Below are 21,293 nucleotides of genomic sequence, written 5' to 3' on the forward strand. Positions count from 1 at the left end.
CAGAATACCAAGAATGCAATTCCTTCAACTGACAGAAACAGGCAGCGCAATACTGGCGCTTTTGGTCGTCGCGGGCATGTTCGTCATGTTCCTGCGTGAGGTCTATCCGACCGAGGTCGTTGCCATCGGCGGTGTCGCCATCATGCTGGTGACGGGTATCTTGCCGTATCAAAGCGCGCTGGCGGTTCTATCCAACCCGGCGCCGTGGACGATTGCGGCGATGTTCATCATCATGGGGGCTCTGGTGCGCACTGGCGCGCTGGACGCATTTACCTCGACCGCGCAAAAGCAAGCACAGGTAAACCCGCGTTTCGCCATCGGGCTGCTGATGGCGTTTGTTGTGCTGGCGTCGGCCGTGGTGTCGAATACGCCGGTGGTTGTCGTGATGATCCCGGTATTTGTGCAGATCGCGCGCACGCTGAATGTTCCGGCCTCGAAACTGCTGATCCCGCTGAGCTATGCAGCGATTTTAGGCGGCACGCTGACGTTGATCGGAACCTCGACCAACCTGTTGGTGGATGGTGTGGCCCGTGCGCAGGGGATGACTGCCTTCACCATTTTCGAGGTGACCCCGTTGGGCATCGCTCTGGTGATCTACGGTATGGTCTACCTGCGCTTCATCGCGCCGCGACTGCTGCCGGATCGGGACAGCATGGCGACGTTGTTGTCTGACCGATCCAAAATGAAGTTTTTCACCGAGGCTGTCATTCCGCCTGAAAGCAACCTGATCGGTCGAGAGGTCACAGGGGTTCAGCTGTTCAAGCGCCCCGGTGTGCGGCTGATCGACGTAATCCGCGGGGATGAGTCGCTGCGGCGTAATCTGAAAGGTGTTGAGCTGAAACTTGGCGACCGTGTCGTTCTGCGAACCGAAATGACCGAATTGCTGAGCTTGCAAAGCAACAAGGAACTAAAGCGCGTCGATCAGGTCTCGGCCGTTGAGACCAAGACGGTCGAGGTTCTGATCACCCCAGGTTGCCGCATGGTGGGTCGGACGCTGGGCACGCTGCGTTTGCGGCGTCGGTATGGTGTCTATGTGCTGGCTGTACACCGACGGAACCAGAATATCGGGCGTCAACTGGATGATCTTGTGGTGCGGGTCGGCGACACGCTGCTGCTGGAAGGATCGCCCGCTGACATTCAGAAACTGGCCGCCGACATGGACATGGTCGACGTTTCGCAACCGTCGGCACGTGCGTTCAGGCGAAGCCATGCCCCCATTGCGATTGGCGCGCTGGTCGGTATCGTCGCCTTGGCCGCGTTGGGTGTCGCGCCGATCCTGTTGCTGTCGGTTCTGGCAGTTGCGGTGGTCCTGATCACGCGCTGCATCGACGCGGATGAGGCATTTTCTTTTGTCGAGGGCCGCTTGCTGGCGTTGATCTTCTCGATGCTGGCTATAGGGGCCGCGCTGGATAAATCCGGGGCCGTATCGCTGATTGTCGAGGCGATTGCTCCGGGCCTCAGCTCATTGCCGCCCTTCCTGATCATCTGGGCCGTATACCTGCTGACTTCGGTGCTGACCGAACTGGTATCAAACAACGCGGTGGCCGTGGTGGTGACACCGATTGCCATCGGGTTGGCTCAGGCGGTCGGGATTGACCCGCGCCCGCTGGTGGTGGCGGTGATGGTGGCGGCCTCAGCCTCGTTCGCGACGCCGATCGGGTATCAGACCAACATGATGGTTTATGGTCCGGGCGGGTACAGGTTTGTCGATTTCATGAAGGTCGGCATTCCGCTGAACCTGACTGTTGGGCTGCTGGCGTCGTTGCTGATCCCGCTGATCTGGCCCCTGTAAATCAGGCGTGGAATCGCCGATTTGGATCACTAGGTCTTGTAAATACTGATCTGGCCACGATCTTTTCACCAAAGTGGAAGTGAAAGGATTGTGTCATGCCGTTTCCAAAGCTCGGCCAGGCCATCGTTGTCTGCGCTCTTGTCCTGACTATTTTGGGCAGCCAAAGCCATGCTGGAACCGTAACGGGAACCGCTGCCTATCGCGAGCGGATTGCCGTGCCGCCCGATGCGACGCTATATGTCGAGCTTCAGGATGTCTCTCTGGCCGATGCGCCGGCAGTGTCCCTTGCTGCTAAACGCTATGCAATGGACAGCGTTCCCGCGCAGTTCGAGCTGACATTCGATGACGCGCTGATTAAGGACGGGCACCGCTATGTGGTGCGGGCCTCGATCAGCCAGGGGCAAGACCTGCTGTTCACCACCGATACGGCCTATCCGGTTCTGACCGATGGGGCAGGAAATTCCGCAGACCTTATGCTGGTGCAAGTGCAGGGGGGAAACATGCTGGACAACACGCAGTGGACGGCCGCCGCCCTGAACGGCGCACCGATTGAAGCAGAGCGCCGCCCAGAGATTAACTTTGCCCCAGATGGTGCCTTTTCAGGCAGCGGTGGCTGCAACCGGTTCAACGGGCAGGCCGACATTTCCGGTGCGACTATCACATTCCCTGACAATATGGCTGCCACGCTGATGGCGTGTCCTCCGGCCTTGGAAGAGGTTGAGCGGCAATTCTTTCAAGCCTTGCAAAGCGTCACCACTTACGCGGTTGAAGGCGATGCGCTGGCCTTTCTGGATGCCGCAGGCGAACCGGTTATCAAATTCGTGCGCACCCGGTAAGGCGGGGCCGTCAGGCGACGGCCCTTGATCGCCCGGCATTGCGGCCCGAGAATATGCAGCCGCCCAGAAACGAGCCTTCAAGAGCATTGTAACCGTGATAGCCACCGCCGCCGAACCCGGCGACCTCGCCTGCCGCAAACAGGCCGGGCACAACCTGACCATCGACGCCGATCATCTGGCTGTCGAGATTGGTCTGCAATCCACCCAGCGTTTTGCGTGTCAGCACGTGCAGTTTCACGGCGATCAGCGGGCCGTTTGCGGGATCAAGAAACTTGTGCGGCTTGGCGGTGCGGATCAGCTTGTCGCCACGATAGTTGCGAGCAGCCAGAATGGCGGCCATCTGCGCGTCTTTGGTAAAGGGGTTGTCGACCTGTGAATCCCGCGCCTCGATCTGGGCGCGCAGATGCGCCTCGTCAATCAACCCATCGCCCATCTGGTTCATACCGCTGACCAGTTCGGTCAGAGTGTTGGCGACAATGAAATCCTCACCATGTTCCTTAAAGGCCTCGACAGGCGCGGTGGCTTTTGAGCCGGTCAGGACGCGCTGGAACAGCACCTCGCGCCAGCCGCCATCAGTCATGTCTGGGTTCTGTTCGGAACCCGACAGGGCGAATTCCTTTTTGATCACCTTTTGGGTCAGAACAAACCAGCTGTATTCATATCCTGTTTTAAGAATCTCCTGCAGCGTGCCCAGCGTGTCGAACCCCGGCATGAAGGGCGGTTTCAACCGATTGCCACGCGCGTCAAACCACAATGAGCTGGGGCCGGGCAGGATACGGATGCCATGCGCGGGCCAGATCGGATTCCAGTTCCGCACACCCTCAGTATAGTGCCACATCCGGTCGCCGTTGATGACGTGCCCGCCGGCCTTTTCGCTTATGGGGATCATACGACCATCCACGTGAAATGGAACGCCCGCCACCATATCTTTGGGCGGCTCACCCAGCCGATCGCGGGGCCAGCTTTTGCGCACCATCTCAAAATTGCCGCCGATCCCACCCGAGGTAACGATGACCGAGGGCGCATAGACCTCGAACTCACCAACTTCATCGCGGTTGGTTTTGGCACCGTGGGGTGCCGTGTCATCGGCTAGAATCTCACCCGAGACCCCTTTGGCGCACCCGTTCTGCATAATGATGTGGCTGACCTGATGGCGGAATTTCAACTCGATCAGACCGGCGCTGACATGTTCGCGCACGCGGCGGACAAAGTTCTTCAGAACGCCCGGTCCGGTGCCCCATGTGATGTGAAACCGCGGCACTGAATTTCCATGACCATCCGCATAGGACCCACCGCGTTCAGCCCAGCCAACGATAGGGAACCAGCGCAGACCCATCTCATACAGCCACGGACGCATTTCACCTGCGGCGAATTCCACATAGGCCTCGGCCCATTTGCGGGGCCATGCGTCTTCTTCGCGGTCAAACTGCGCGCTGCCCATCCAGTCGCGCAGCGCAAGGTCCTGACTGTCTTTGATGCCCATCCGGCGCTGTTCTGGCGTGTCGACCATGAAAAGACCGCCCAAACTCCAATGCGCTTGCCCGCCCAGAAAATGCTCAGGCTCCTGATCCAGCACGATCACCTTCTTGCCACGATCCCCCAACTCAGCCGCAGCGGCCAGCCCGGCCAGTCCGGCGCCCACGACAATGGCGTCAGCAGTAGTGTTGGTCATTTCTTGTCCTTTCAGCGGCTGCGGAGCCAGGCGATATAGGGCAGGGCCACGACATACATCATGATCCCGTAGACGGCCGAGGGCAGAGCCAGCGGGCTGAACCCGCTGTCTGTCCCGGTGATCAGCGCCGCCAACGTGATCCCCAGCGTCGAATTCTGAATGCCGGTTTCGATTGAGACCGTTTTGCTTTCCGTCCACGACAGCTTCGCGGCACGGGCAATTCCCAATCCAATCGCCAACAGCGCAACGTTCAGCGTGATCAGACTCGCGCCCATGATCCCAAGGTTGTCGACGAACAACTGCCAGTTCCCGGCAAGCGCGGCGATCACGATCAGAACGAAAAGAACGGTGGCCGTCTTGGACAGCGGCGCGTCGATCCGTTCGGCAAATCCGGCTGCGAATTGGCGCAGGCTGACGCCGATGGCGACGGGCAGTGTGGTTATCAGGAACATTGCAATGGCCAGCCCGGTGATCGACACTTCGGGCGCGTCTTCGCCCATGAAGTGAGCGATGGTCCAAGCCGCCAAAACGGGAACGGTAATCATGGACAACAGGCTGATCACGGCAGTCAGGCTAACCGACAGCGCGACATCGGCCTTGGCCAGTTTGGACAGGATGTTGCTGGTGACCCCTCCGGGGCAAAAGCTAAGCAGCATGAACCCCACCGCGATCTCGGGCGGCAAAGCGAAGAGTTTGACTATGATGAAGGCTGCGACGGGCAGCAAAACAACTTGGCTTAGCGCGCCTATGGCAAAAGGATAACCCCGGCGCAGCACCCGTTGGAAGTCAGATGCCTGAAGCCCAACACCAAGGGACAGCATGATAATGGCCAGCGACAACGGCAGCCCGACATTTATTAGCAAATCCAAGAACAACTCCTCCCTCAGTCGTTCGGATCAGCCTAAGCGAGGGTTCAACGCGCAAGCAACCGCGCCGTTGGGTCACATGTAGCGTTGGGCGAAGCGACGCAGGATTTCGCCGGGCTTGGTGACCTCGGCGGCGTGACAGATATCGATCAGGCGCTGGGCGTCTTCGGGCGGGAAATAGCCGAAATCCTTATAGATATTGATGCGCTGTTCGAAATCTTGCGCGTTGGCCTCGGGGTGGAACTGCGTGGCATACACATTTTGACCCCAGCGGATCATCTGAAACGGACAGGGGTCCGAGGCCAGCAAGTGGACACATCCGTCGGGCAGGGACTGCACAGCCTCTTTGTGGCCGACGAAAGCCTCGAAACTGTCGCCCAGCCCGGCGGTCAGCGGGTCAAGCGCGCCTTCATCTGTCAGTTGGCAGGTCGAGGGGCCGACGGGTTCTCCGAACTGTTTCTTGCTGACATCGCCGCCCAGATGCGCCGCCAGAATGCCCAATCCGTAACAGCAGCCCATGAAAGGGTGATCATTCGCGGTAATCTGCGGCATCAAACCCATGATGGCCGCTTCGATACTTGCATCCATCTCGGATTTCGTCGCCGGATCATCACTGACGCAACCGGGGCCTCCACCTACGATAACGCCGGCATAATCTGTCACATCCAGACCCGCGGGCAGGCCCTGACAATCCAGACGGATACGATGGGTCTGGTCCGTCGACAGACCGGTCTTGTCCAGAATCGAGGCGTATTCGGCGTCCGAAGCTTCGGTCTCGGGACGCAGTTGCAGGATCAGAAATCGTTTCATGCAGTGCCCTTACCCGTCAAAGCGGCCAGAAGACAAGGATGGCAGGAACGGAAACTGCAACGATGAGGATTTCCAGCGGCAGCCCCATGCGCCAGTAGTCCCCGAACCGATATCCGCCAGGCCCCAGCACCAGCGTGTTGTTCTTGTGCCCGATCGGGGTAAGGAACGCGGCCGAGGCTGCCACGGCAACCGTCATCAGAAACGGATCGGGAGAGACTTCAAGCGTGCGCGCCATTTGGATGCCAACGGGGGCGGCGACGATGGCCGTGGCGGTGTTGTTCAGCACATCCGACAGGGTCATTGTAACAACCATCAATACCGTCAGGATCGCCCATGCGGGCAGGCCATCCGTCAGTTGCACTAGCGCATTGGCGATCAATTCGGTGCCGCCTGAAGTCTCCAGAGCACTGCCCAATGGGATCATCGATCCCAGCAGCACAACGACCGGCCATTCGATATGGTTATAGAGATCGGCAATCGGCAAGATTTTGGTCAGCACATAGGCGACTACGACAAACCCCAGGGCAATCGGTAGGTAGATCAGCCCGACACTTGCGGCCAACACCGCAGCGACAAACAGCCCGATGGCCAGCCAGGCCTTGTCATTGGCGGTGACGTTCAGGCCACGCGTGGCCAGCGGCAGGCAGCCCAGCCATTCGGTCACGTCGGCACTGCGGTCACGAGGGCAGAGCAGCAGCAGGATATCGCCTGCCTCGACTTCGGTCTTTCGGACCTGTTCGGTGATACGGCGACCCTGGCGCGAGATGCCCATCAGCACAGTGCTTTGCCGCCAGGCAAGCCCTAACCCTTGCGCGGTGCGTCCGGTGATGCGGGCGCTTTCGGTGGCAACAACCTCGATCACTTCCAACCCGTCGCCCTCGGCCGTCAGCAACTCCTGCCTCCGCGTGTCCGAAAAATCGAGGTTCAGCGCTGCACGGAATTCATCCAGTGCCTCGGGCCGCGCCTCAAGCACCAGCGCGTCGCCCGGTTTCAAGGTAGCATGGGCCGATCGTCCATAGCGCCGCTTGCCATCGCGGATCAAACCGATGATGGCGACGTCGGATTTCTCGGCAGCCTCATACAATTCGCTGACCCGCTTGCCGATATGCGCTGATTCCGGAGGGATGGTCAGTTCGGCGATGTATTCCGCCAGCGCCTCGGACGTTTCCTCTTGCGGGCCGCGGTTCGGGATCAGACGCCATCCGATCAAAGACACAAAGGTCAGCCCGGCAATGGCCGCTAACCCGCCGACAGGGGCGAAATCGAACATCCGGAACGGCTCTCCCAATGTTTCGGCACGGATCGAGGCGATTATGATATTTGGCGGCGTCCCGATCAGGGTGGCCATTCCGCCCAGAATGGTGGCAAAGCTCAGCGGCATCAGGGTCAGGCCTACCGACCGCCCCGCCTTGCGCGCGGTTTGAATGTCGACCGGCATCAACAAGGCCAATGCGGCCACGTTGTTCATGAAAGCCGACAGAACAGCTCCGATCCCGCCCATCAGTGCGATATGCGCGCCAAGCCCGCGCGAGGCATCAACCAGCGTGCGCGTGATCAGAAACACCGCCCCCGACCGAACCAGCCCTGCTGAGACAACCAGAACTAACGCCACAATAATGGTTGCCGGATGTCCAAACCCGGCAAAGGCGTTGTCCACCGGCACGACGCCAAGAACGACCCCGATTAACAGCGCAGAAAACGCCACAAGATCATAGCGAAACCGCCCCCACAGAAGCATTCCGAATACAGTGGCAAAAAGGGTGAAAAGAATAATCTGATCTGTCGTCATCCCGTCACCATACCCGCAAGGGGGCGTCTCGCAAGCCGCTCTCTTGATCCCATGCCCTGCAAACGTCTATATGAGCGCCGAATACGCAATCACTATCACGAGGACGCACCATGGCAGGCCACTCCAAATGGGCCAACATCCAGCACCGCAAGGGACGTCAGGACGCCGCGCGGTCCAAGCTGTTTTCCAAACTGTCGAAAGAAATCACCGTCGCCGCCAAGATGGGCGACCCCGATCCCGAAAAGAACCCACGCCTGCGTTTGGCAGTTAAAGAGGCCAAGTCGAACTCAGTCCCCAAGGACGTGATCGACCGGGCCATCAAAAAGTCGGTTGCGGGTGAAGGCGACGATTACGAAGAAATCCGGTATGAGGGTTACGGCCCGAACGGTGTGGCTGTGATCGTCGAGACGATGACTGACAACCGCAATCGCACCGCCTCGACCGTGCGTTCAACCTTTTCCAAGAATGGCGGCAATCTGGGTGAAACCGGCTCGGTCGGGTTCATGTTCGACCGCAAGGGCGAGGTGGTGTATCCGGCCACTGCAGGCGATGCGGACACCGTTTTTGAGGCCGCCATCGATGCCGGCGCCGAAGACGTCGAAAGCTCGGAAGACGGTCACATCATCTGGTGTGCTGACACCGACCTGAATGATGTGTCGAACGCACTGGAGGGCGCGCTGGGCGAATCCGAATCTACCAAGCTGATCTGGAAACCCACCACCACAACCGAGCTGGGGCTGGAAGACATGCAAAAGCTGATGAAGCTGGTCGATGCGCTGGAAGATGACGATGACGTACAGCGCGTGACCACGAACTTCGAGGCCACAGACGAGGTCATGGCGCAGCTTTAAGCGTTTTGAATTTCTGTTGGAAAACCCGGCCTCTGGTCGGGTTTTTTGCTTTGTGGGTTCTTGGCCGGTTGGACAGAACCCGATAGGCTTGACCAGAATATCTGTGCCCAAACGGCACATAATCTGATTGAGCGAATGACGGACAGCCCAGCCAGCCAACCCAAACGCAATATTCCTGTTCTGACCGGTCAGAGCATCCTGTCTCAGGTCGCGTGGACGCTTGGCAGCCCTTCAATCGTCCTGCCGTTTCTGGCCGTTTCTTTTGAATTGCCCATGTTCATCGCAGGCGCATTGGTGTCCATTCGGATGGTCGGCAGCATGATTTCGGATATCTTTCTGGCACAGCCGATTTCGGCGCGACAGCAGAAGAAACGCGGGATTGCCCTTACCGAGGTTTGTATAGGCGCCTGTCTTGTCATGGCTGTTTTGGTGGCCGCGACCGGGTTTGTTCCTGCAATTGCACTGGCCTTTGTCGCGGCGTTCTTCGTGATCGGCCTGATCGAAGAAATTCAATCGTTGATGTTAACGGATCTGATAGGGGATCAAGTGCAATCCAAATCGCGGATGATCATGCACTATCTTCAATTAGGTATAGGCGGGTTGGGAGCCATCGGATTGGCGCTGCTGGTGCATGAGATCACCAAGGAAAACCCACCGTTTTCCCGCCATTCCACCGTGATTGCGGTTTCGGTGGCCTTTTTCGTTCTGTCTGGCCTGTCCATTCTTGCGATCTCGGAAATCGCACGAGAGGATGAGGTCAAGGACACACCGCAAAGGGTGCGGAAACGGAAATTCTCAGAGAACTTTACCGATATTGCCGCCATGTTCGACCAGGCTTGGTTCCGTCGGTATCTGGTCATGCGGCTGCCCTTGGTCGTGGTCTCCCTGTCGGTGCCATTTTTTGCCCTGATCGCGGCCGAGGCGCATCATGCCTCAGCCAAGGGACTGACGGCCATGATCATCTCATCCGCGTCGGGATATTTGGTCTCGGCACCGCTGTGGCAGCTGGTGAACATGAAATCCCACCGCGCCGTCATGGTGGCCGGAAACCTGATGGTTGCCGCGACAGGTGCCACGTTGGTTACTGTCCACTTTCTGGGTATTGATCACGCAGTTCATCTGCATGCTATCGCGCTGTTCGTTGTGACCGTGGCCGTAACTGGCATAAGCGGTGCGCGGCAGTTGTATTATTTGGACGTGGCCCCAAAGGATCAACGTGTCAAAGGCGCGGCGGCGATCAAAAGTATTTGCCGGATCACGGCGGTGATCCTGTCGGCGGCCTTGGCCGGGGTCGCCCATATGCATGAGGTTGCGTGGGCCATTGTGTTCATCACTATGGTCAGTCTGTTTGCTGCCCTCACCTGTTACCGCGTGGTCCTTCCCAACGCGGAACAGGCCAAGGGCGCGCAACCAGGACAGTCATGATTGCGACGGAAGAAGCTCCTTTGCCGCGGTTTGTCTGACCGCACGGGTCAGCGGAATCAGCGCAGAGGACAGAACGCGCCCCACCTGCCAAGTCAGACCCACGTCAAGAGGGGCCTCAGGCAGCAGCGGACGTAGTCGCCCATCATTTAGTGCGCTCTTCGCCAGCCCGACAGGGTTCATGCCCCAACCCATCCCAGCTATGGCCGCATCCACAAACCCTTGCGGAGACGGCAGAAAATGCGAGGGTGGGGAAATCCGGCACCCCATCTGTTCGATGATCCACGTTCGTTGAAGGTTGTCCTTGCGGTTGAACGTCAAGCAAGGGGCAAGGGCCAGCGAGCGTTCGTTTACACCCTCGGCAAACCATTGTTGCATATAGGCCGGGCTGGCGGTCGCGATGTAGCGCAGCGCGCCCAAGGCATAGGTGTCGCACCCCGAAACCGGCTGACCGCCTACCGTGATTGCAGCGCTGACCTCGCCGCGCCGCAACCACTCGGCCGAGTGATCCTGATCATCCACCACCAGATCAAACAACAACCCATCTACCTGTGCCATGGCATCAATGAACCACGTGGCCAGAACGTCGGCAGGCACTGCCACGCGGACACGGGCCGGGCCGGTGCCTTGATCCAATGTCAGTTCGCGGGCCAGCTTCGCTTCGAGCAAACCGATATCCTCAGCATGCTGGGCAATACGCAGCCCTGCCGGTGTTCCGGTGCAAGGCGGTCCGCGATTGATCAATGCTGCCCCCACGCGATCTTCCAGTGCCTTGATCCGCTGGGATATGGCTGAAGGCGTCACCGTAAGTTCCGTCGCAGCGGCCTCAAAACTGCCGTGCCGCAAAATCGACGACAAAGCCGACAAGTGGTTGGGGTCGAGTATCATTAGCTAAACTTAATTAGGATCAACATCTTTAATTTGATAGGATGCAAAAATGCACATAGTCAATGCCCCTGAACGCACAGGAGGCATCATGTCCGCATCCCTTTTCGCCGGTTTTTTACTGGGCTTCAGTCTCATCCTAGCCATCGGAGCACAAAACGCCTTTGTGTTGCGTCAGGGATTGCGGCGCGAACACGTTTTTCCCCTGTGTCTGACCTGCGCAGTGTCGGATGCCATCCTGATAGCCGCAGGTGTCGCGGGGTTTGGTGCGCTGGCCGAAGCGGCACCTTGGTTTGAGACAGTCATGCGATACGGAGGGGCGATCTTTCTGACGTGGTACGGGCTGCGCAGCCTGCAATCTGCGTGGCAGGGCGGGGCGGCGATGGACGTGACCAAAGGCCAACGCGCCAGCCTGCGGTCAGTGCTGCTGACGGTGCTGGCTTTTACCTGGCTCAACCCGCATGTCTATCTGGATACGGTAGTGTTGATCGGATCGATCTCGGCCCAGTATGATGACCGTCTGGCCTTTGCGAGCGGTGCGATGCTGTCCAGCTTCGTGTTCTTCTTTTCCCTCGGTTATGGGGCCAGGGTGCTGTCCCCGGTCTTTGTAAGACCGCGTGCCTGGCAGATTCTGGATGTGGTCATCGGTATTGTCATGCTGGGGATCGCACTGAAACTTGTTGCCATGTGAAGGGTTGTACCTGCGCAGTTTTCAGTGTTCAGGTTTCGGCATGAAAACGTCTGCAACCTCATACCGGCCCCTTGCGGGCATGTTCTGGATGTTTGCCGCCGGGCTGTCCTTTGTGGTGATGACGGCCTTGGTCAAATCGCTGGGCACAACAATGAGTCCGATCCAGGCGGCATTCATACGCTATGCTCTGGGGTTGGTATTTCTGTTGCCGGCCCTGCGTTTGATCCTGTCGACTCATCTCACAAAGCGTCATCTGACCCTGTTCGGGCTGCGTGGGATCATTCACGCCTTTGCTGTGATGCTGTGGTTCTATGCGATGACCCAGATCCCCTTGGCCGAGGTCACGGCGATGAACTATATGACGCCGGTCTATGTCACGTTGGGTGCGGCGCTGTTCTTGGGTGAGCCGCTGGCCTTTCGCCGAATTGCGGCGATAATGGTGGCGTTGGTCGGTGTGGTGATCATCCTGCGCCCGGGGTTCAGAGAGGTTTCGACCGGTCACCTGGCCATGTTAGGAACTGCTCTGCTGCTTGGAGGGTCCTACCTGCTGGCCAAACTGCTGGTGCGCGATATTCCACCATCGGTGGTCGTGGCGCATTTGTCGATTTGGGTGACACTGGCGTTGATCCCCTTTGCCATCGCCGTTTGGCAGCCGCCCAGCTTGCGTGACATCTGGGTTTTGTTTCTGGTCGCCTGCTTTGCCACCGCGGGGCACTATTTCATGACGCTGGCCTTGCAGGCGGCTCCGGTGGCGGTCACGCAGCCGGTGACCTTCCTGCAATTGATCTGGGCCACACTGCTGGGCGCTTTGGTTTTTCACGAAAGTGTTGACATCTGGGTTGTTGCCGGGGGTACGCTGATCCTGTCTGCCGTCAGCTTCATCGCCTGGCGCGAAGCGGTTCTGAACCGCAGCAACCTGACCACGCCCAGTATAGCTTCAAAACTCTAGCAGGTTTCAGCGTGCGGAAATGGTTATTGATTGACGAGTCAATAAAAACACCGTAGCGTTTTCCTACCAGTCATAGGGAGGGGACAGCTATGCCGAAACTCGGAATGGAGCCGATCCGCCGTGACGCAATCGTCCGGGCGACGATTGCCGAGCTTGGGTCGAAGAAATCCCTAGATGTGACCGTCAGCCAAATCGCCAAGCGGGCCGGCATGTCCAGCGCCCTTGCGCATCACTATTTCGGTGGCAAAGACCAGATTTTTCTGGCGGCGATGCAACGCATCCTGTCCGATTTCGGTGCCGAGGCTCGCAGCGAGCTTAAGGCAGCCGCACCGCAGGAGCGGGCGCAGGCCATCATCCGGGCCTGTTTTGCGCCCTCGTGCTTTACGCCCGATGTCATTGCCGCATGGATGACGTTTTACGTTCTGGCCCAAACCAACGATGACGCGCTGCGCCTGTGGCAGATCTATCAGGCGCGTATCCGTTCCAATCTGATTGATGCCCTGCGCCCGTTGATGAGCGACCCGGTCGAAGCGGCCGAGAATATGATTGCTCTGATTGACGGGCTGTATATCCGCGCCGCGCTGAGCGCGCCGAAAAAGCCGCAACTGGCGGTTAATCACGCATTGCGTGTCCTCAACACTCTGCTCGAGGCTGAAAAATGACAAAACCGAACATTCTGATCCTGATGGTGGATCAGCTCAACGGGACACTCTTTCCAGATGGTCCCGCAGACTGGCTGCATGCACCCAATCTGAAGAAATTGGCGGAAAGGTCGACACGGTTCGCCAATGCATATACGGCCTCGCCGCTATGCGCGCCGGGGCGGGCCAGCTTTATGTCCGGCCAGTTGCCGTCGCGGACCGGCGTCTACGACAACGCCGCTGAGTTCCGCAGCGACATCCCCACCTATGCGCACCATCTGCGCCGTGCGGGGTATTACACTTGCCTGTCCGGCAAGATGCATTTCGTCGGCCCCGATCAGTTGCACGGGTTCGAGGATCGCCTGACCACCGATATCTATCCGGCCGATTTCGGCTGGACGCCCGACTACCGCAAACCGGGTGAACGGATTGATTGGTGGTATCACAACATGGGCTCGGTGACGGGCGCAGGCGTGGCCGAGATTTCCAACCAGATGGAATACGACGACGAGGTCGCCTATAACGCCAAAACCAAGCTGTATGATCTGGCGCGCGGTAAGGATGACCGACCCTGGTGCGTAACCGTCAGCTTTACCCATCCACATGATCCCTATGTGGCGCGCCGCAAGTATTGGGACCTGTACGAGGATTGCGAACATCTGCTGCCCGAGATCGCGGACCTTGGCTATGACAACCAAGACCCGCACTCCAAACGGATTTTTGACGCCAATGACTGGCGCAGCTTCGACATCACCGAAGAAGATATCCGCAAATCCCGCCGCGCCTATTTTGCCAATATTTCGTATCTGGACGACAAGATAGGCGAGATTCTTGAAGTGCTGGAAAGTACACGGCAAGAGGCGATCATCCTCTTTGTCTCGGATCACGGCGATATGCTGGGTGAGCGTGGATTGTGGTTCAAGATGACCTTCTTCGAGGGCTCGTCCCGTGTTCCGCTGATGATTTCGGCCTCTGACTTGCCTGCCGGTCGGATCGACACGCCAGTTTCGACAATCGACGTGACGCCGACATTGGGTGCATTGGCAGGTGTCGATATGGCCGAGATCGAACCTTGGACCGATGGGGAAGACCTCGTGCCGCTGGCCAAGGGCGTTGAGCGCACCGCGCCCGTAGCAATGGAATATGCGGCCGAGGCATCTTATGCCCCGCTGGTTTCGCTGCGCTATGGCAAGTGGAAATACAACCGCTGCGCGCTGGACCCGGACCAGTTGTTCGATCTTGAGGCCGACCCGCACGAACAGGCCAACCTGGCCGAAGACCCGTCGCATGCCGGAACGCTGGAAACGCTGCGCGCCAAGTCCGAGGCCCGCTGGGATCTAGATCAGTTCGACGCGGATGTCCGCGCCAGCCAGGCCCGCCGCTGGGTGGTGTACGAGGCGCTGCGGCAGGGTGGGTATTACCCGTGGGATTACCAGCCGCTGCAGAAGGCATCGGAACGCTACATGCGCAATCACATGGATCTGAATGTCGTTGAGGAAAACGCGCGTTTTCCGCGTGGCGAATAGACTTATCAACCTAATCGAAGATACCTCGCCGAAAATTCGCAACTTGGTTCGGCGGGGCATGGAGACCAAATAATGGAAGCAGATTTCGTCATCGTTGGCGCAGGATCCGCAGGATGCGCGATGGCTTATCGCCTGAGCGAGGCTGGGGCCTCGGTTCTGGTGATCGAACATGGCGGTACCGATGTCGGTCCGTTCATCCAGATGCCCGCGGCGCTGAGCTATCCGATGAATATGTCGCGCTATGACTGGGGCTATCATTCTGAACCCGAGCCGCACCTGAATAACCGCCGTCTGGCCTGTCCGCGTGGCAAGGTGATCGGTGGGTCATCCTCGATCAACGGCATGGTTTATGTGCGAGGTCATGCGCGTGACTTTGACACCTGGGCCGAGATGGGGGCTGATGGCTGGTCCTATTCGGATGTGCTGCCCTACTACAAGCGTATGGAGACCTGGCATGATGGTGGCCATGGTGGTGATCCTGAATGGCGCGGCACTGATGGGCCGCTGCATGTTTCGCGCGGTCCCCGTGAAAATCCGCTGTTTCAGGCCTTTGTCGATGCTGGTCAGCAAGCTGGCTATGAAGTTACTGGAGACTATAACGGCGAAAAACAGGAAGGCTTTGGCCCGATGGAGCAGACCGTCTGGAAAGGGCGGCGCTGGTCGGCTGCGAATGCTTACCTGAAGCCTTCGCTCAATCGTGAAAACTGCGATATCGTGCGCGGGCTGGCCGCGCGCGTGGTCATGGAGAACGGCCGTGCGACGGGTGTTGAGCTGGTGCGTGGTGGTAAAAAGGAAATTATCCGTGCGCGGCGCGAGGTGGTGTTGGCCGCATCCTCGATCAACTCGCCCAAGCTGCTGATGTTGTCGGGCATTGGTCCGGCGGCACATCTGGCCGAACATGGGATCGAAGTTGTCGCTGATCGCCCCGGTGTGGGGGCGAATTTGCAGGACCATCTGGAGCTTTATATCCAACAGGCTTCGCTGCAGCCGATCACGCTGTATAAGCACTGGAACCTGATCAGCAAGGGCTTGATCGGGGCGCAGTGGCTGTTTACCAAAACCGGCCTTGGCGCGTCGAACCAGTTCGAAAGCGCGGCCTTCATCCGGTCGAACCCCGGTGTCGAATACCCGGACATCCAGTATCACTTCCTGCCGATTGCTGTCCGGTATGACGGGCAGGCGGCGGCCGAGGGGCATGGCTTTCAGGCGCATGTAGGGCCGATGCGTTCGCCTTCGCGCGGGGCAGTCACGCTTCGCTCGGCCAAGCCCGAGGACGCGCCGGTGATCCGGTTCAACTACATGAGCCACGAAACGGATTGGGAGGACTTCCGCAAATGTATCCGCCTGACCCGCGAGATTTTCGGGCAGGATGCGTTCAAACCCTATGCGGGCAAGGAAATCCAGCCGGGTGCCGACGTGCAGACAGACGAAGAGCTGAATGGCTTCATCGCCGAACATGCCGAAAGCGCCTATCACCCCTGCGGTACCTGTCGCATGGGTCGGGTCGATGACAAGAATGCGGTGGTCGATCCTGAGGGTCGTGTGATTGGTGTGGACGGCCTGCGCGTCGCCGACAGCTCGATCTTTCCGCAGATCACCAACGGCAACCTCAACGCGCCGTCGATCATGGTGGGTGAGAAAATGTCGGATCATCTGTTGGGTAAAGAAGCCCTGCCAAAAGCCAATGACCGTCCGTGGATTCATCCGGCATGGGCAACAGCGCAGCGGTGATTTGATCCGCGTCAAAGCAGGGTGTGGAAAAGACGTATAGACCTGAATCGCAACGACATATTTTGAGGAGCGAACAGGAATGTCCCACACCCCGCATGAACTGGCCGAAGAGTTTCCGGACAAGGTCGAACTGATGAGCCAACTCAAGCAAGCGGATGCACATTTTGCCCGGCTGGCGGATGAGTATCACGAGATCAACCGCATCGTGCATCGGGCCGAGACCAACATCGAACCAGTCGAAGATCTGACCGAGGGTGAAATGCGCAAGAAGCGCGCGGCGCTCAAGGATGAGATCTGGGCGATCTTGTCGAAAGCCTAAACCTTAAGGCGGGGGCGATGCCCCCGTCGCCGCAGGCCGCGACTCCCCTCAAGTATTTTCAGGCCAGGTGAAGATCAGGTGACCTTATATGGCAGGGTTCCACGGGTGTGGGCGTCGATCGACAGGCGGCGTTCCAGCGGCGGGACCGAGCGTTGGTGGCAGGTTTGCCGTTCGCAGATACGGCACGAGATGCCGATGGGCTCATAGGCGCTGGCGTTATTGATGTCGAGATTGTCGGCATAGACCAGCGCTTCGGCGTGGCGGATTTCGCAACCAAGCGCGATGGCATAGCGACGCACCGGCGCGCCATAGGAACCGCCCGATTTCGAAACATCCCGAGCCAGAGAGATATAGCGCACGCCGTCGGGTGTTTCCGCCAGTTGCCGCAGGAAATGGCCGGGCGTTTCAAAGGCACGGTGGACATTCCACAGGGGGCAGGCACCGCCGAAACGTGCAAATTGCAGGCGAGTGGCCGAATGGCGTTTGGTAATCGTACCAGCCTGATCAACGCGGACAAAGAAGAACGGGATGCCTTTGGCGCCGGGGCGTTGCAGTGTGGAAAGCCGGTGTGCCACTTGTTCGATTGACGCGCCGAACCGGTTGCTGAGCAGTTCCAGATCGTGGCGATAATCCTGCGCTGCGGTCAGAAAGGCGTCGTAAGGCATCAAGGACGCCCCGGCGAAATAGTTGGCCAAACCGATCTTGGCGATGGCGCGGGCTTCCTCGCTTTGGAACTTGGCGAAGTCCAGGGTGGCTTCGAGCAGTTTGTCCTGGCTGATAAGCGCCAACTGCAGCAGCAGTTGAAACACTTGTGTTTGCGGAGCGATACGGGACGAGAGTTGCAGTGTCTTGCTGTCAGCGTCGTATTTCCGTGTTTCGGGGATATCGACAAATTGCACCCGAATGTCGCGCTCATTAAGACTGTTGATCGCTTCCGCCCTTATGCCATCGGCCTTACCAGCGCGGGTCGAAAAATGTTCGGCCGCGCGGTCGACCGCGTCGATGTAGTTGTCGCAATAATGGAAAAAGTCACGCACCTCTTCCCAGGGGCTGGCCTGAATCTGCGCGTCCTCGCGACCCAAGGCTTCGTCCAGCGAAGCGAGCCGTTCATGGGTTTGCCGATAGGTGCGGTGCAGTGCAATGAACGCGCGCGCCAGCGCAGGGGCGTTCGAGGCCGTCAGGCGCAGATCGGCCAGTGGTGGTATGGCGTCATCGAAAACCGGGTCGGCCAAAGCCTCGCGCATGTCCGAGACCAGACGCTCGCTGTCGCCGGTGCTCAGCTCGGTCACGTCCATACCGAATTCCTGTGCCAGAGCCAGAACAACTGTGGTCGAGATCGGCCGGTTATTGTTCTCCATCTGGTTTAAGTAGGGCAATGAGACGCCCAATTTGGTGGCGAATTCCTTTTGCGTCAGGGTCAGGCGTGTGCGCATTTCGCGCAGTTTCGCACCGGCATATAGCTTTTGAGTGGCCATGGCGTTTCTTTGCAACTTTTCCGTTGTGGCAAGCTAACTTTGCAAACCATGCGGTGCAAGCTGTGTTACAAGCCCAGTTGCCTCTCGCGTCGGATGACGGACGCAATCGCGCAGATCGCCAGCGCCGATGTTGCCAGCATCAGCCAAAGCAGGGGCATGGCGCCGGTTTCATGGGTCAGCAGCGTCCCGGCCAGGGCGCTGAGGCCCGCACCACCGCCCAGCATGATCGCGCCACTGAGGCCCGAGGCGGTGGCGGCCAGATGCGGACGAACCGACAGGGCGCCCGAGGTCGCGTTGGGGATCGTCATGCCGTTGCCAAGGCCCACAAAGGTCATGAGGCCAAAGAAGCTGAGCGCGGTGCCAAAACCTGCCAGAAACAGGATGGCCGACAAGGCAACACCCATCGCGTTCAGCCAACATCCCCAGTATACCATCCGGTTGACGCCAAATCTGACCGAGTATCGACCGCTGAGAAAATTGCCGACAAAATACCCGACAGCAGGAGCGCCGAAATAGATGCCGACCTGCGCGGCACTGAGGCCGAACAATTCCGTACCGATGAAGGGCGCGCCGCCCAGATAGGCAAAAAAAGCGCCCGAAGACAGGGCAGAGGACAAGGAATAGCCCCAGAACCGAGGTGAGCGCAGCAGCTCTGGATATTCCCGGAATTGCTGTACCAGCGTTTTACCGCTTTTGGCGGAGGTTTCCCCAAAGTCGACAAAGGTCAAGGCCAGAGTCAAAGCGCCCAGGCCGAAAGGCAGCCAGAAATTGGCTTTCCACCCAAAGCTTTCCTCAAGCAGGCCGCCGATGGCAGGGCCGATCATCGGTACGATGGCCATGCCCATGGTCACATAGCCGATCATCGAGGCCGCCTGATCCTGATCATAAAGATCCCGGACGGCTGCTCGGCTCAGCACCATGCCGACCACCACGATGGCCTGGCACATTCGAAAGGCTAGAAAAACCTCGGCCGTCGGCGCATAGATACAGCCCAGCGTGGCGATCAGAAACAGAGCCAATCCCCATAGTAAAACCGGGCGACGCCCCGCTTTATCCGCAATCGGGCCGATCAGTACCTGCAGCACCGCATTGACCAGCAGGTACAGCGCGATGGAAAGTTGCATGACCTTGTAGTCGGTCTGAAAATGCAGCGCCATATTTGGGAGGCTGGGCAAGAACAGGTTCAGGCTGAGGGCGGACAGCCCCGACAGCAAAACCAGCGTGAAAATGGTGGGTGGCGACCGACGCGCCATAGGTGAACTAAACTGCATGGTTCACAGGTATAATGACCGTTTCAGGGAATGCTATCCAAGACGGTGTTTCAGTATGAAACTTAGCAATTTTACAGTTTTCCATAACTTTGTTGCCAAAGGTTTGCAAATTTGCCGAAATGTACTTTGGCAACGGCATCCGTGCGTATAGTGTCCGCCTAAATTTCACAGGGAATTAGCGCCATGAAAGACATCCTGACTGAGCTTGAAGACCGCCGCAACGACGCCCGTCTTGGGGGTGGGCAAAAGCGTATCGACGCGCAGCACGGCCGCGGTAAGTTGACAGCACGCGAGCGGATCGAACTGTTGTTGGATGAGGGCAGTTTCGAAGAGTTCGACATGTTCGTCAACCATCGTTGCACTGACTTTGGGATGGAAAATCAAAAGCCTGCGGGTGATGGTGTGGTCACAGGCTGGGGCACAGTCAATGGCCGCATGGTCTATGTGTTTAGTCAGGACTTCACCGTGTTTGGTGGTTCGCTGTCGGAAACCCATGCGCAGAAGATTTGCAAGATCATGGATATGGCGATCCAAAACGGCGCACCTGTAATTGGAATCAACGACTCGGGGGGGGCGCGAATCCAAGAAGGCGTGGCTTCGCTGGCCGGTTATGCCGAAGTGTTTCAGCGCAACATCATGGCTTCGGGCGTCGTTCCTCAGATCAGCGTGATCATGGGGCCATGTGCGGGCGGTGCGGTTTACAGCCCGGCGATGACCGACTTTATCTTTATGGTCAAAGACACGTCGTACATGTTTGTGACCGGCCCCGACGTGGTGAAAACCGTGACAAACGAAGTTGTCACGGCAGAGGAACTGGGTGGTGCGTCGACCCACACCAAGAAGTCCTCGGTCGCTGATGGCGCGTTTGAAAACGACGTCGAAGCACTGGCCGAGGTGCGCCGTCTGGTCGATTTCCTGCCGCTGAACAACCAAGAGAAACCGCCCGTTCGTCCGTTCTTTGACAGCCCCGAACGGGTTGAAACCTCGCTGGATACTCTGATCCCAGACAATCCCAACACGCCCTACGACATGAAAGAGCTGATCACCAAGGTGGCGGATGAGGGCGACTTCTACGAAATTCAGGAAGATTACGCCAAGAACATCATCACCGGTTTCATCCGGTTGGAAGGGCAGACCGTGGGTGTCGTGGCGAACCAGCCGATGGTTCTGGCTGGATGTCTGGATATCGACAGTTCGCGCAAGGCGGCGCGGTTCGTGCGGTTCTGCGACTGTTTTGAAATCCCGATCCTGACGCTGGTGGACGTGCCCGGATTCCTGCCGGGGACGTCGCAAGAATATGGCGGGGTGATCAAGCACGGCGCCAAGCTGTTGTTTGCCTATGGTGAAGCTACGGTTCCAAAGGTCACCGTGATTACTCGCAAAGCCTATGGTGGCGCCTATGACGTTATGGCCTCCAAGCACCTGCGCGGCGATTTCAACTATGCTTGGCCCACAGCTGAAATCGCGGTGATGGGTGCCAAGGGCGCGACTGAGATCATCCACCGTGCCGATCTGGGCGATGCCGAAAAGATCGCGCAGCACACGCAGGACTACGAAGATCGCTTTGCCAACCCCTTTGTTGCGGCTGAGCGCGGTTTCATCGACGAGGTGATCATGCCGCAATCCACCCGCCGCCGAGTGTCGCGCGCATTTGCCAGCCTGCGCAACAAGCAGCTGAAAAACCCGTGGAAAAAGCACGACAACATTCCGCTGTAACGGACTGCGCTGAATGACCTGCCCTTTGCAGAATGTTCCTTGGGCGGGTCA

At 58.5% G+C, this 21,293-nt stretch carries 18 protein-coding genes; 11 read left to right on the plus strand and 7 right to left on the minus strand.

Annotated elements, in window-relative coordinates:
* Positions 1-13 precede the first annotated feature (13 nt).
* A complete protein-coding gene (locus tag ACR3EP_RS01175) occupies positions 14-1,792 on the plus strand; it encodes an SLC13 family permease (protein WP_170374398.1) in 1,779 nt (592 codons plus the stop codon).
* A gap of 95 nt (positions 1,793-1,887) precedes the next feature.
* Positions 1,888-2,628 (plus strand): YbaY family lipoprotein, encoded by a 741-nt coding sequence (locus ACR3EP_RS01180; protein WP_480635913.1) that lies wholly within the window; start codon positions 1,888-1,890, stop codon positions 2,626-2,628.
* A 10-nt stretch (positions 2,629-2,638) separates the two neighbouring features.
* On the opposite strand, the gene ACR3EP_RS01185 is transcribed toward ACR3EP_RS01180, so the two are convergent.
* From ACR3EP_RS01185 to ACR3EP_RS01200, 4 genes are all read right to left on the minus strand, one after another.
* The gene (locus ACR3EP_RS01185; RefSeq protein WP_480635915.1) at positions 2,639-4,300 is read right to left on the minus strand and encodes an FAD-binding dehydrogenase; all 1,662 of its coding nucleotides are present in this window, start codon (positions 4,298-4,300) and stop codon (positions 2,639-2,641) included.
* Between the two features lie 11 nt (positions 4,301-4,311).
* Positions 4,312-5,169 carry a bile acid:sodium symporter family protein gene (locus ACR3EP_RS01190; RefSeq protein WP_480635916.1) on the minus strand — a complete coding sequence of 286 codons (858 nt, stop codon included), beginning with the start codon at positions 5,167-5,169 and terminating at the stop codon, positions 4,312-4,314.
* 72 nt (positions 5,170-5,241) lie between these two features.
* Entirely contained in the window at positions 5,242-5,976 is a 735-nt protein-coding gene (locus ACR3EP_RS01195) for a glutamine amidotransferase (protein ID WP_480635918.1), read from the minus strand.
* 16 nt (positions 5,977-5,992) lie between these two features.
* Positions 5,993-7,765, minus strand: coding sequence for an SLC13 family permease (locus ACR3EP_RS01200; RefSeq protein ID WP_170395579.1), 1,773 nt, complete (start codon positions 7,763-7,765; stop codon positions 5,993-5,995).
* A gap of 110 nt (positions 7,766-7,875) precedes the next feature.
* Here ACR3EP_RS01200 and ACR3EP_RS01205 point away from each other — a divergent pair, with 110 nt between their 5' ends.
* Both ACR3EP_RS01205 and ACR3EP_RS01210 read left to right on the plus strand, forming a co-directional pair.
* Positions 7,876-8,616 carry a YebC/PmpR family DNA-binding transcriptional regulator gene (locus ACR3EP_RS01205; protein ID WP_170347968.1) on the plus strand — a complete coding sequence of 247 codons (741 nt, stop codon included), beginning with the start codon at positions 7,876-7,878 and terminating at the stop codon, positions 8,614-8,616.
* 135 nt (positions 8,617-8,751) lie between these two features.
* Positions 8,752-10,041: a permease gene (locus ACR3EP_RS01210; protein WP_480635921.1), complete on the plus strand. Its 1,290-nt coding sequence runs from the start codon at positions 8,752-8,754 to the stop codon at positions 10,039-10,041.
* Here the strand turns inward: ACR3EP_RS01210 and ACR3EP_RS01215 are convergent.
* Positions 10,036-10,926, minus strand: a complete 891-nt coding sequence (locus ACR3EP_RS01215; RefSeq protein ID WP_480635923.1) for a LysR family transcriptional regulator ArgP — start codon at positions 10,924-10,926, stop codon at positions 10,036-10,038. The genes ACR3EP_RS01210 and ACR3EP_RS01215 overlap by 6 nt on opposite strands.
* Before the next feature lie 88 nt (positions 10,927-11,014).
* Between ACR3EP_RS01215 and ACR3EP_RS01220 the strand changes: the two genes are divergently transcribed.
* The 6 genes from ACR3EP_RS01220 (at position 11,015) to ACR3EP_RS01245 (ending at position 16,780) form a co-directional block, all read left to right on the plus strand.
* Positions 11,015-11,614, plus strand: a complete 600-nt coding sequence (locus ACR3EP_RS01220; RefSeq protein WP_170347971.1) for a LysE/ArgO family amino acid transporter — start codon at positions 11,015-11,017, stop codon at positions 11,612-11,614.
* A gap of 40 nt (positions 11,615-11,654) precedes the next feature.
* A complete protein-coding gene (locus ACR3EP_RS01225; RefSeq protein WP_480635924.1) occupies positions 11,655-12,563 on the plus strand; it encodes a DMT family transporter in 909 nt (302 codons plus the stop codon).
* 89 nt (positions 12,564-12,652) lie between these two features.
* Positions 12,653-13,225 carry a choline-binding transcriptional repressor BetI gene (gene betI, locus ACR3EP_RS01230; protein WP_170347973.1) on the plus strand — a complete coding sequence of 191 codons (573 nt, stop codon included), beginning with the start codon at positions 12,653-12,655 and terminating at the stop codon, positions 13,223-13,225.
* Complete coding sequence (gene betC / locus ACR3EP_RS01235) at positions 13,222-14,730, plus strand: choline-sulfatase (RefSeq protein WP_480635926.1); 1,509 nt, start codon at positions 13,222-13,224, stop codon at positions 14,728-14,730. The genes betI and betC overlap by 4 nt, the downstream gene beginning before the upstream one ends.
* 72 nt (positions 14,731-14,802) lie before the next feature.
* Positions 14,803-16,461 (plus strand): choline dehydrogenase, encoded by a 1,659-nt coding sequence (gene betA, locus ACR3EP_RS01240; RefSeq protein WP_480635927.1) that lies wholly within the window; start codon positions 14,803-14,805, stop codon positions 16,459-16,461.
* A 79-nt stretch (positions 16,462-16,540) separates the two neighbouring features.
* The gene (locus tag ACR3EP_RS01245) at positions 16,541-16,780 is read left to right on the plus strand and encodes an HP1242/YdcH family protein (RefSeq protein ID WP_170374421.1); all 240 of its coding nucleotides are present in this window, start codon (positions 16,541-16,543) and stop codon (positions 16,778-16,780) included.
* Positions 16,781-16,854: 74 nt separating this feature from the next.
* Here the strand turns inward: ACR3EP_RS01245 and ACR3EP_RS01250 are convergent, their stop codons facing one another.
* On the minus strand, positions 16,855-18,255 hold the full coding sequence (locus ACR3EP_RS01250) for a helix-turn-helix domain-containing protein (RefSeq protein ID WP_170347977.1): 1,401 nt from the start codon (positions 18,253-18,255) through the stop codon (positions 16,855-16,857).
* Positions 18,256-18,320: 65 nt separating this feature from the next.
* A complete protein-coding gene (locus tag ACR3EP_RS01255; RefSeq protein WP_170347978.1) occupies positions 18,321-19,526 on the minus strand; it encodes a multidrug effflux MFS transporter in 1,206 nt (401 codons plus the stop codon).
* A gap of 183 nt (positions 19,527-19,709) precedes the next feature.
* On the opposite strand from ACR3EP_RS01255, the gene ACR3EP_RS01260 reads away from it, so the two are divergent.
* Positions 19,710-21,242 (plus strand): acyl-CoA carboxylase subunit beta, encoded by a 1,533-nt coding sequence (locus ACR3EP_RS01260; RefSeq protein ID WP_170347979.1) that lies wholly within the window; start codon positions 19,710-19,712, stop codon positions 21,240-21,242.
* Positions 21,243-21,293: the final 51 nt, after the last annotated feature.

Source organism: Ruegeria sp. BB10, assembly GCF_056535725.1.